10 protein-coding genes are annotated in these 12,087 nt (G+C 36.6%); 9 read left to right on the forward strand and 1 reads right to left on the reverse strand.

The window, feature by feature from the left end:
- Window positions 1-202 precede the first annotated feature (202 nt).
- Complete coding sequence (locus JCM15457_RS07170) at window positions 203-1,483, forward strand: dicarboxylate/amino acid:cation symporter (protein ID WP_034988738.1); 1,281 nt, start codon at window positions 203-205, stop codon at window positions 1,481-1,483.
- Between the two features lie 437 nt (window positions 1,484-1,920).
- A complete protein-coding gene (locus tag JCM15457_RS07175) occupies window positions 1,921-2,562 on the forward strand; it encodes a C39 family peptidase (RefSeq protein WP_051993333.1) in 642 nt (213 codons plus the stop codon).
- Between the two features lie 75 nt (window positions 2,563-2,637).
- On the opposite strand, the gene apf is transcribed toward JCM15457_RS07175, so the two are convergent.
- Entirely contained in the window at window positions 2,638-3,351 is a 714-nt protein-coding gene (gene apf, locus JCM15457_RS07180) for an aggregation-promoting factor (protein WP_034988740.1), read from the reverse strand.
- 646 nt (window positions 3,352-3,997) lie between these two features.
- On the opposite strand from apf, the gene JCM15457_RS07185 reads away from it, so the two are divergent.
- From JCM15457_RS07185 to tyrS, 7 genes are all read left to right on the forward strand, one after another.
- Window positions 3,998-5,176: an acetate/propionate family kinase gene (locus JCM15457_RS07185; RefSeq protein WP_034988742.1), complete on the forward strand. Its 1,179-nt coding sequence runs from the start codon at window positions 3,998-4,000 to the stop codon at window positions 5,174-5,176.
- 133 nt (window positions 5,177-5,309) lie between these two features.
- Window positions 5,310-6,434 (forward strand): exonuclease SbcCD subunit D, encoded by a 1,125-nt coding sequence (locus tag JCM15457_RS07190; RefSeq protein ID WP_034988744.1) that lies wholly within the window; start codon window positions 5,310-5,312, stop codon window positions 6,432-6,434.
- Window positions 6,431-6,757 carry an AAA family ATPase gene (locus tag JCM15457_RS07195; RefSeq protein WP_081778217.1) on the forward strand — a complete coding sequence of 109 codons (327 nt, stop codon included), beginning with the start codon at window positions 6,431-6,433 and terminating at the stop codon, window positions 6,755-6,757. The genes JCM15457_RS07190 and JCM15457_RS07195 overlap by 4 nt, the downstream gene beginning before the upstream one ends.
- Window positions 6,750-7,952 carry a hypothetical protein gene (locus JCM15457_RS11940; RefSeq protein WP_081778218.1) on the forward strand — a complete coding sequence of 401 codons (1,203 nt, stop codon included), beginning with the start codon at window positions 6,750-6,752 and terminating at the stop codon, window positions 7,950-7,952. The genes JCM15457_RS07195 and JCM15457_RS11940 overlap by 8 nt, the downstream gene beginning before the upstream one ends.
- Window positions 7,949-9,535 (forward strand): SbcC/MukB-like Walker B domain-containing protein, encoded by a 1,587-nt coding sequence (locus tag JCM15457_RS07200; RefSeq protein WP_034988745.1) that lies wholly within the window; start codon window positions 7,949-7,951, stop codon window positions 9,533-9,535. Before JCM15457_RS11940 ends, JCM15457_RS07200 begins: the two co-directional genes overlap by 4 nt.
- Before the next feature lie 146 nt (window positions 9,536-9,681).
- A complete protein-coding gene (locus JCM15457_RS07205) occupies window positions 9,682-10,134 on the forward strand; it encodes a Fur family transcriptional regulator (RefSeq protein WP_034988748.1) in 453 nt (150 codons plus the stop codon).
- A 291-nt stretch (window positions 10,135-10,425) separates the two neighbouring features.
- On the forward strand, window positions 10,426-11,679 hold the full coding sequence (tyrS, locus tag JCM15457_RS07210; protein ID WP_034988750.1) for a tyrosine--tRNA ligase: 1,254 nt from the start codon (window positions 10,426-10,428) through the stop codon (window positions 11,677-11,679).
- Window positions 11,680-12,087 lie beyond the last annotated feature (408 nt).

The raw sequence follows: 12,087 nt of genomic DNA on the forward strand, positions 1-12,087 counted from the left end.
AAGCTGTTATTTTGGGTTTGAAGACTGGTATTCACAAAAATGAAATTTTATAAAAAAAATAAATATCATTTTTTGTGTTTTATAAATACCTTTTTTTTGCTAAGATTATCTTTAATGTGGAGATTTTAATTATTACAGCTTCAAAAGATGATGAATTTTAATATTTGTTATCTAAATTAGATTATGATGAGGGAGAAAAGGAATGAAGCATTATAGAATTTGGCGAATAAATCTTGGCTGGCAGATTTTGATCGGCTTAGTTTTGGGTATCATACTAGGGGTCATTTTTTATGGCAATCAAACGGCAACCATGGCCATGCAAAATATTGGAACTATGTTTATCAGTCTGATTCAAATGATTGTTCTTCCGATTGTTGTTTCTTGTTTGATAGTGGGAATAGCAAATATGGGGGATATTGGCAAGTTAGGTCGTGTTGGCGGTAAAACTCTAATTTACTTCGAAGTTATGACAACTGTTGCAATCATATTAGGATTGATTGTTGGGAATATATTTCATCCTGGCGATTACATAAACGTTCATCAGCTGCATGGACAGAATATCAGTCAGTATGTTGAAACAGCTAAATCTGCCAAACATAGTGGCCTTTGGTCAATCTTTATGGGAATAATACCAACAAACATTTTCAAATCGCTGAGTGCGGGCGATATGCTTCCAATTATTTTTTTCTCTGTTTTCTTTGGCTTGGGAACAGCTGCGCTTGGGAAAAAGGGAATAATTATTCTAGATTTCTTTCGTGCCGTCTCAGAGGTAATGTTTAAGGTAACCAACTGGGTTATGAAAGCAGCACCAATAGGTGTTTGTGCACTGATTGGCGCGACAGTCGCACAAATGGGAATCAATGCATTAGCTCCATTAAGTTATTTTATTTTGCTTGCATATATGACTATGGCCATTTTCATAATAGTTGTCATGGGTTTGGTTGCCAAAATGTTCAAGCTGAATATATGGCATTTATTGCATGTTATTAAAGATGAAATGGTTTTGGCTTTCTCAACGGCAAGTTCTGAGGCAGTTTTACCTAAGATTATTGATAAAATGGATAAATTTGGTGTTAACCAAGGGATAGTTTCATTTGTTGTTCCGACAGGTTATACTTTTAATCTTGACGGTTCTGCCATTTACCAATCATTAGCAGCACTTTTTTTGGCACAAGCTTATGGCATTCATTTGTCAATTGGTCAGCAAGTGACCTTAGCAGTCGTTTTGATGATCACTTCAAAGGGAATGGCTGGAGTCCCAGGGGCTTCGTTCGTTGTTCTCTTGGCAACTGTATCTTCAATAGGTGTTCCGATGCAGGGGTTAACGTTTATTGCTGGTATTGATCGTTTAGTGGATATGGGCCGAACAGTTGTCAATGTTGCAGGGAATTCTTTAGCAGCTGTTATCATTGGAAAATCAGAAAAGGAATTTGATGAAGAAAAAAGTCAAAAATATTTAGCGTCTATTCGTGCATCAAAATAATTGTAAAACACTTAGTCGTGAGTGAATTAAAATATATAAAAACTATCAGTTAGTTTCGAGAGAGTGTGACTTATGGAACACGTTTATACGGAATAAAAGAGGGACTGTGTCAAAACTTTTTGACACAGTTCCTTTTTTAAGGAATCCATTCATTGAAGAAAGCAACAGTCGTTGATCGAAGAAATTTTTAACTATAGAATGTGGCTAAACTCATTTTTTGTGCTAATATGTTACTTGTTACCATTGAAAATTATTATCACTGGAAATGGTTATACTATTGTGAATGGAGGGGACAGAAATTGAAAAGACACCAGAAAGGGATGCTTGGACCTGTACTGGTGATTATTGTGTTATTGGGTGCAGGAACATATCTTGGCGGATTAGCACTTACGGGCAATCTGCAGAAACTTCCATTTGTAAGTGATGTTGATCATATCATGAATGAAAGTTTGTCAAACGAAGATCAAAAAGAAAAGAAAGTTAATCATGTTAAAATGAATGTTCCGTTACTTAATCAATTAGACGATCCGACACTCTACAATGGATGTGAAGTTACTTCTTTGGCTATGCTACTGAACTATTACGATATAAATGTTACTAAGAATGAGTTAGGCGACAAGATAAAGACGGTTCCAATGAATTATGAAAATGGACAGCATGGTAATCCACATGTTGGGTTTGTAGGGGATGTAACTGGAGCGGAACCAGGCTTAGGAGTTTATCATGGTCCAATTATGGATCTGGCGGAAAAATATACTGATAATGCTAAAGATTTAAGTGGACAAAAATTTGATAAGGTTATCGAAAAATTAGAGGAAGGTCATCCGGTTTGGACAATAACGACAGCAACATTTGCACCGGTCGATGATTTTCAAGATTGGGACACGCCTCAGGGGAAGATGAAAATAACTTTTTCCGAGCACAGTGTGGTCATCACAGGTTTTGATAGAAAAAGCAATTTAGTTTATATCAATAATCCGTATGGACAAAAAAATCAAGCTGTTAATTGGAATGACTTTGAAGAAGCCTATAACCAGATGGGGAAACAAGCTGTTTACATTGATACCAAGAAAGAGTAATACACAACAAAAAAGCTCCAAGTCAGATATTCATCCGACTTGAAGCTTTTTTAAAGTTTAAAATTAATTTTTATCTTAGTACCAACCAGTTTCTTGTGAATGCTTTTGAGCATTTGCCCATGAGCCATAACGTTGTTGAACGTACTGTTCAGCAACACGTTCTTGGTTAGCTGCTGAGTAGTCACCGTTCAGGTAAGATTTTGATAACTGGTATTTACCATAGTATTGACCATTTGTTGCTGAATAGCTACCACCTGACTCACGGTTAGCGATCCAAGCCTTAGCAGACTCTTCTGAGGAAGAAGAATTTGATGTAGACGCAGATGACGTTGAAACTTGTTGCTGAGCAGGCTGTGTGTTAGCAGCAGGTGTCGAGTTTTGAGTTTGCTGTTGAGCAGGTTGAGCACTAGCAGCAGGTGCCTGAGCTTTTGCCTGTTGTTGAGCAGGTTGAGCGCTAGCAACAGGTGCTTGAGCTTTTGGTTGTTGTTGTTGAGCAGGCTGTGCGTTAGCAGCAGGTGCTTGTGGTGTTTCAGTAGTAGCTTGTTGAGTAGATGCTGCATTGTTTGCATCTCCGCCAACTTCAAGTTGTTGACCAACGAAAATCAAGTTAACGTTTGACAAGCTGTTTGCTTTTTCAATTGCAGAAACCGTTGTGTTATTTGCTGATGCGATATGAGAAACTGTATCCCCAGCTTTGACGGTAACAGTATCAGCATTTGCAGCGATGGTGCCAGCTGTTAAAATTCCTGTTATAGTTGCAGCTGACAATAAAATTTTCTTAATATCCATATTTATATATTCACTCCTGTGATTTTTGCCTATGTGGTATTAACCACGCTTTCCTTCGATCACCCTTGATCGATTCAACAGTGATTAGTATAACTGGTGAATATAACAACAAAGTAGCAGTCAAATTACTATTTACGTGTTTTTCGTAATATTTTTTCATATTTGTAATATTTCGTAATATTTTTACAGAGCTTTTTTAAAAGTAAACAAAGATAATCCTTGATTTAATAGTCATAAAGCAAATTTTGCATTTAAAAACTAAATGTGACAAAAAGTGTGTTTTCAGTACTAAAAAAGATCCTTTTTTTTTGAAAAAAAAGAAAAAAAGTTCAGAAAAATGTTTGACAGTATGTTTTTAACGTTAAATTTGGAGAATTGTGACAAAAAAAGGACGTTTTGAAATAATTAATACCGTAAATTGTTAAAAAGTGACGTCTCAAATATAATTTCTAACAAAAACAAGAATAAAAATATCTCCAATATAGAAAGAACTAGTAATTTTGAAGTATTTAGCCAAAGCCCCAACAATCGAAATTACTGTTTGATGATATTTCCAAAAATAGAATAGATGTTTTTGCGAGTGACAGCTGAAAGAGTGAATGAAATATTATATAATTTAAGATGAAAGAAAGTGGAGGTGCGTCAATTGGGTAGAATACTGTTGGTGAATGCAGGAAGTTCTTCTGTAAAGTGGAAACTATTCGAATCTACTACTGAAGAGGTTGTTGCAAAAGGTCTTGTTGAACGAATCAATATGCCGGGCTCGATCTTTGAAGTTGCATATGGGGCAAAGAAATATGCTGAAAATGTGGATAATCTTTCCTATGAACGTGCAGCTTCAATGATCTTTGAAAAACTCAAGGATCTCAAAATTATTGCACAATTAACGGAGATAGATGGGATCGGACATAGAGTGGTTGCAGGAGGTCAGCTATTCAGGCATGCTGTTAAGATAACTGAGGACAAGTTGCAGCAATTAAAAAAACTGAGCGATTTTGCGCCGCTGCATAACCCAACTGAGATCGAATACATTGAAATTATGCAAAAAGCACTACCTATGATACCGCAGTATGCGGTTTTTGATAGTCAGTTTTTTACGGATCTTCCCGAAATGAATGCTATCTACAGTATTCCCTATGAATATACACAAAAGTTTGGAATTAGAAGATATGGTGAACATGGGATAAGCCATGATTATATTTCCAAGCGTGCTGCGAAATTGTTGAAGAAACCATTATCTTCACTTAAGATGGTTACATTACATCTGGGGAGTGGAGCTTCAGTAGCAGCTGAAAAAGACGGAAAAGCATTTGACACATCAATGGGCTTCACACCCCTAACAGGATTGACAATGGGCACTAGAGCTGGGGATGTCGATCCGTCCGTTATCCCCTACTTGATGAAGAAACTTGATTTGACGGTTGAAGAAACACTTGAAATGTTGAATACCAAATCAGGACTTCTTGGGGTTTCTGGAATCTCACCTGACATGCGAGATTATGCTAAACAAAAGGACGATCCGCGTGTTCAACTGACTGTTGATATATTTATTAATAGAATAGTTAAGTATGTTGGCAGTTACTTCGCTGAACTAGGGGGAATAGACGTGTTAGTCTTTGCTGGCGGTATTGGGGAAAATAATGTTAAGTTGCGCAGCCAAGTAATCGCTAAACTAGCTGCACTTGGCATGGAAATTGATCCGCAGTTGAATACAGCTGGCAAAGAAGGAGTTATTTCAAGTTCAGCCTCGAAAACAAAAATAATGCTTGTCCCAACCAATGAAGAATTATCAATGGTTAGACAGATTAAAGAAATTCTGGACTAAGTAAGATTAGAATTTCAAAAAAGTAAGTATCAGTGTGAATCATCAAGACTGGTACTTACTTTTTTATGGAGGTAAAATTGACATGGTATAATCAGGTGCAAATGAACTGTTGATTAGACGTGGGGGGTAGAAAATGAGATTTTTACATACGGCGGACTGGCATATTGGGAAAAAACTACATGGTTTTGATCTGGTTGAAGAACAGAATGCTGCTTTTGAGCAAGTGAAAAAAATTGCTTTGGAACAAAAAGTTGATGCGGTTGTAATTGCTGGCGATCTTTATGATCGCGCACTGCCGAGTGAAGCTGCAGTCGAACAATTGAATCAAATGATTATTGAATTGAACCTAAAATTAGGGAAACCTATTTTAGCAATTAGTGGGAACCATGATTCAGCTGCAAGGCTGGATACAGGACATGAATGGTTTAAAGCAACACAGTATTTTTTGACAACAAATTTGGCTGAAGCTATTCAACCAGTCGAATTTGAAGACACACAGTTTTTTCTGCTGCCATATTTTCAACCTTATCAAGCCCGTAATTTATTTGAAGATGCCAGTTTGAATGACATTGAAACTGCTTTGAAACGAATTGTTGAAGAAATGGAAACTAAATTTGATCCAAAGAAAAAGCATGTTTTAGTAGCGCATTTCTTCGTTGCCGGCAGCTCTAAAACTGATTCTGAAACTAAAATAGAAGTAGGTGGATTGAATGCTGTTCCTGACAAGTTATTGCAAGATTTTGATTATGTTGCGTTAGGACATTTGCATAACAAAGATGCTTTAAGGCAAGAACGAATAAAATATAGCGGGTCACTGCTTAAATTCTCTACTTCGGAGGCCGATCTGCAAAAGGGGGTCTGGATAGTTGATACCGATCCTTTTAAATGTATTTTTGTACCAGTGATTCCACTGCATGATCTTATTGTTTTGACTAAATCATATCAAGAGCTTATTTCACCAGAGATGTTCAATCAGATTTCGCCCGAGTCATATGTTGCAGTCAAATTGACGGACAAAGCGATTATTCCAGATGTTATGAACAACTTACGCAATTATTATCCGCGAATCATTAGCCTAGAACGTGCATATGGTAGAGAGAAGAATGAAATCGATAGGGAGAATGTCAATTTAGATTTGGACCCAATGCAGCTGTTAGCAAACTTCTTTCATGAAATCACCGATGAAGAACTTTCTGCTGAACAAAAGAAGTGGGCCGCGGAGAGTTTGAGCAAACTTGAAAAGGAGAGAGGTTTATGAAGCCCTTAACACTAGAGATGCAAAACTTTGGACCATATGAATCGCAGATAATTGATTTTACCTCATTTGAAGAAACACCTCTATTTTTGATAAGTGGAAAGACTGGGAGTGGGAAAACGACACTCTTTGATGCAATGTGTTTCGCATTGTTTGGTAAAACCTCAGGAATGGAGAGACAGCCAGAACAAATGCGCTCGGACTTTGCTAAAGCAACAGAAGTAACAAGTGTTAATTTTGCTTTTGAGCATCATGGGAAAGTGTACCGTATTATGCGGCAGCCTAAGCAGCTTTTGGCTAAAAAAACGTGGAAAAGGTATGCGTGAGAATAATGCTAAAGTCGAACTCACTTTTGAAGATGATAAGAAAAAAGAAAAAGTGTTGACTAAAGTACCAGTTGTCAACAACTATTTAAGGGACTTGCTGCATTTAACAGCGGAACAGTTTACACAAATCATTTTGTTGCCTCAGGGAAAGTTCAGGCGTTTTCTCATGGCAAATAGTAACGACAAAGAGAGTTTGCTGCGCGAGTTGTTTGGGACCATCTTCTATTATCAATGGTCGGAAGATATTCGAAAACGTGCGAAGCTAGTTATTCAGGCAAATGAGCAACAGAGTCAAACTATTAAGGTGCTGCAATCTCAAATTCAGGGAATTGAAAGTAACGGTGACATAGCCCAATGGCTTAAAGAGCTTGAGAATCAATTGACTACGGAGAAACTAAAAGTTCAAGAGGGCAACAGAAAACTAAGCAAGCAAGACGCGATTATTGAAAAAATAGCTGCGGATTATCGTGAAAAGTGTCAATTGCACGATGATCTGATCAAAATGAAGGAATTAAAAAAACAGTATTCTTTTTTGGAAGGGCAAGAGAAACATATCAGTATTTTAAGAGAAGAATTACTGAAATTAGAATGGGTAGCAAGAAACAAGGAATTATTTTTTAATTTGGAAGACGCAAGAAATAAGAGCGAAAAGCTAGCCAAAATAATTGATAGTAAAAAAGCAGAACTACAACGGAATAGAACGCAAAATGTAGGAAAAAAACAAGAGCAATTAGAATTGCAGGAACAATCTGAAACGATAAATAAGTTGCGCGTATCATTAATGAAAGGAAAAGAGCAAGTTGAACTTTTCAAACGAGCAGCATTATGGCACACAAAATGGTCGGACCTGGCAGTTAAATTGAACATGGCACAAGCCGAATTGAAAAACTCACGAAATAAATATCTTTCTATAGAAGAAACTATTGCAAAACAGGAAACAAAAATTGAAAAAAAAGATGCTATAAATATAGAAGCAATGATAGTTCAGAAAAAAGCATCGAAGCTTACTGAAAGACAAAATCAGTTAGAAAACTTAGTGAAGATGGATGCAGAATTAAAACATAAACAGATCGAACTCCACAAACTTGAAAAAGCCTTAAATAAGGCCTGTGCAAGCAAGCAGCATGCACAGGAGCTCTATATTCAATTGGATAATGATTTTGCTTTAACACAGATTCAACGAGTCAGCACTTGAAGTCTGGAACACCTTGCCCTGTGTGCGGTTCACGTACTCACCCTGCACCTGTAAAGATTGAGAAAGTTAGGGAAGTTACAGAAGAGAAAGTAAAAGAAGCAGAGGTCAACTCGAAAAATACTGCCAGTGTCTATCACTCATATAAGGGTGAGTATCAAGCTAAGAAAGACCAATATGACACAGAAAAAAGTAGCTACCAAGAACAGTATAAAAAATTTGCAGAAAGGATAATGGGCACAATTGTAACCAATGATCTTACTTCTTTGAAGCTTAAACTTGACCAGCAGGCGAAGGAGCTGCTGCAAAAAAAGAAGGACCTTGAAGCCAAAGAGTTTGAAGCGGCTGAAGCAGCAAAAAAAATAAGGCTTTTGCAGAATGAAAGAAAGCAGCTTCAAAAAAAGATAGAAGCTAAAGAAAACAATATTCGAAAGGTTGCAATTGAGCTTGCTCAGGCTGAAACTACAGTAAAACGACTGAACGAACAATTACCAATAGGCTTTGACACATTGGAAGAACTGCAAGGACTTTTGAAGAAACAGCAAAAAAGAATAACAGTCTATGATGCCAAAGTGGATAAGCTTCAAAAGGAAGTTGAACAAACTGTGTTGGCAATAACAGCATGCAAAATAGAAATAAAAAACTGTCAGGAACAGCTTATAGACGAGGAAAAAAACAAATATCAATTAGTTGCCAAAGTACAGCTAGCGGCGAAAAATTGTAATTTTGAAGTTAATGAACTTTTCATACAAGAGCAGTTAAAAGAATTGCCTAAAACAGCAGAGTATCAAACTGAAATAAAGAAGCACGAAGAAAAATTACTGACTATAAAAACAAAGATTGATCAGTTGGCAGAGCACACAAAAAATGCAGAAGAACCTCAGCTTGAAGAAATAAGAAAAGAGTTAACAGTTGCAAGAAGTAAACGGGAAGAAGTAGCTGATGAAGTTGCTAGATACAAGCAGATTTATCAAAGTGACGAAAAAATTTGTGAGCAGGTAGCTTCCTTGTGGAGCGATCAGCAAAAAAAATTAGAAGAGTTAGCCTCTTGGAATCAATTAGCGGAAGTTATGAACGGAAAGGGAAATCTGAAGTTAAGTCTTGAGCGTTATGTTTTGAGAAGTTACTTGACTAAGGTATTATTGATCGCAAACGATCATTTAACAAGGCTATCTCAAGGGAGATATGCGTTTAAGTTAGATAAAAATAATGGAACGCATGCGACGGACACAGGTCTTGAAATCAATGTTTTTGATGACAATACTGGTAAAGTAAGGAGTGTTCACACTTTATCAGGTGGGGAAAGCTTTATAGCAGCGTTAGCATTGTCCTTGGCTTTAGGTGAGGTGTTGCAAAGTATAAATGGAGGTTCAAGTATTGAAGCACTCTTTATTGATGAAGGATTTGGTTCTTTAGACGAAGATGCTTTAGAAACGGCATTAGAAGCCTTACAAACAATTGAAGGAACTAATAGACTATTCGGCATTATTAGTCATGTTGGCGCATTACGTGATAAGATACCTGATCAGATGCAGGTTCTATCTAACAATGGGCATAGTACCGTTGCTTATCAACATGAATTTTAAAAATTACTATATGATATTTTTTTGATTTTATTACATTTGAATGAAAAAGCGTTTTTATTATGGACAACTTTGAATTTTTTAGAGTATAATACTATTCGAGAATGATTATCAATTGCGGTGTGAAATGTATGGGAGGATTGTAAGTAATGGTACAAGAGCAGAAAACACTATTGGCTGCTGCTGATAAATTAAAAGAATATAAGATAAAAAACACACCTCAGAGACAAGTAATATTGTCTTATCTGATGACATCGCATGATCATCCATCAATTGAGATGATTTTTAACTATGTAAGGGGTAACGGTTTCAGTGTTAGCCTAGCAACTGTATATAATACGTTGCAGCTGTTGATTGACAACAACTTGATTATTGAAATTGCGGCGGACAGCGGTGGACATATGCGTTATGATTACTTTGAGGTTCCACACTATCATGTGATTTGTGTGAACTGCAATAAAATTGTAGACGTTTTTGATGACAAGTATAAAAAGAATGAAGAGCATGCACGACTTGAAACTGGTTTTCAGGTCTTTAACAGTCAGTATGAGGTTTACGGGCTATGCCCAGAATGTCAGAAGAAATTAAGTGAAGAAGCATAATTAATAATGCTATTGACTTTCAAACATCAATAAGGTAGACTTCTACCAACGACAGCGATGAAGCAAACAGTAGGGATTTAGCCGCTACTTAAGAAACTTGATGGTGCTGGAAATCAAGGTATGCTAATGAACGAATTACACTGTGGAGCTGAGATGGTTCATCTCAATATCGATGACTTGAGCTGGCCTTTTGTGGCAATCTGGGTGGTAACGCGGAAATGATTATTCGTCCCTAATACTTTTTAAGTATTAGGGACTTTTTTATTAGTAAATAAACTAGGAGGTATTTTTATGAATATTATTGACGAATTGAAATGGCGGGGTGCAATCAACCAGACCTCTGATGAGGAGGGCCTAAAGAAGTTAACAGAAGAAAATTCAATTGGAGTTTATTGTGGGGTTGATCCAACAGGTGATAGTTTGCATATTGGACACTTGATTCCTTTTATAATGCTTAAAAGATTTCAGATGGCAGGACACCGTGCCCATATTTTAATTGGCGGTGGAACTGGCTCAATCGGAGATCCATCTGGGAAAAAAGCGGAAAGGGTCTTGCAATCAATGGAGCGTGTGCATCATAATGAACAAAGTCTTACAAAACAGATGAAGAGTCTGTTTGGAGCAGATAATATCACGATTGTGAACAATCATGATTGGTTGTCACAAATAGACTTGTTAGGATTTTTAAGAAATTATGGTAAACTTTTCAATGTTAATACAATGCTTAATAAAGAAGTCGTTGCTAGCCGTCTAGAAGTCGGAATCTCTTTTACTGAATTTACGTATCAAATACTGCAGTCAATAGATTTTCATCATCTTTACAAGCATAATGATATTCAACTTCAAATCGGTGGTGGTGATCAATGGGGCAATATCACAGCAGGAATTGATATGATTCACAAAATTGAGGGCGCTGATGCTAAGGTTTTTGCGCTAACGATTCCATTGATGCTTAAGGCTGATGGAACAAAATTTGGTAAAACTGAAGGTGGAGCAGTTTGGCTTGATCCTGAAAAGACGACTCCTTATGAATTTTACCAATTTTGGTTGAATCAAGATGATAGGGATGTTGTGAAGTACCTGAAGTTTTTCACGTTCTTGGATTTTAATGAAATTGAAAATCTAGCAGAGAAGTTAAAGAGCGAACCAGAAAAAAGAGAAGCACAACGGCGTTTAGCGGAAGAAGTAACTTCTTTCGTTCATGGAAAAGAAGCGGTAGAACAGGCAGAGCATATTTCAAAGGCACTTTTCTCTGGCGAAGTTAAGGACCTTACTGCTGCTGAAATCGAACAAGGCTTTAAAAATATGCCAACGGTTGATATCGAAGCAAAATCTGAGAATATCATTGAATGGTTAGTAAATACGCAAATTGAAAAATCAAAGCGTCAAGCAAGAGAGGACGTGACGAATGGCGCTATTTACATTAACGGAGAGCGTATACGCGACTTAAAATTTGAAATCGATCCAACGAAATCTTTTGATGGAAAGTTCGTAATTGCACGCAGGGGCAAAAAACGTTATTTCTTAGCGAAAGTCGTTAAATAAGTAAGAGTGTTTTGAAAACAAAATCTATGTTTAAATAAGGAAATCAGCAAGTTCGAAATAAACGGCTTGCTGATTTTCTTATTTAAATATACTAAACCAGCTCTTCCTTTATATCTTATATGATTAGATATAAGGGGAGAGTTGGTTAACAACGTTATTGCTTGCTTTTATATACATATTGAAGTGGCGCAGCGAAAAAATATAATTTAAATTTGAGCTTGACGTTTATGAGTGATGAGCGTATAGTAATAAATGTTGTTGATTGAGTTGGCGATGCAAAAAAACATTGACAGTGTTTTGAATGTATGGTAAACTTAAAAAGCTAACTTGAATTTAGTTAGCATGAAAACAAAAGTAGATCTTTGAAAACTGAACAAAGTTTCGACGAATCAAATGTGTAGGGTCTTC

The sequence above is a fragment of the Liquorilactobacillus sucicola DSM 21376 = JCM 15457 genome (assembly GCF_000612445.1).
Taxonomy (GTDB): Bacteria; Bacillota; Bacilli; order Lactobacillales; family Lactobacillaceae; genus Liquorilactobacillus; species Liquorilactobacillus sucicola.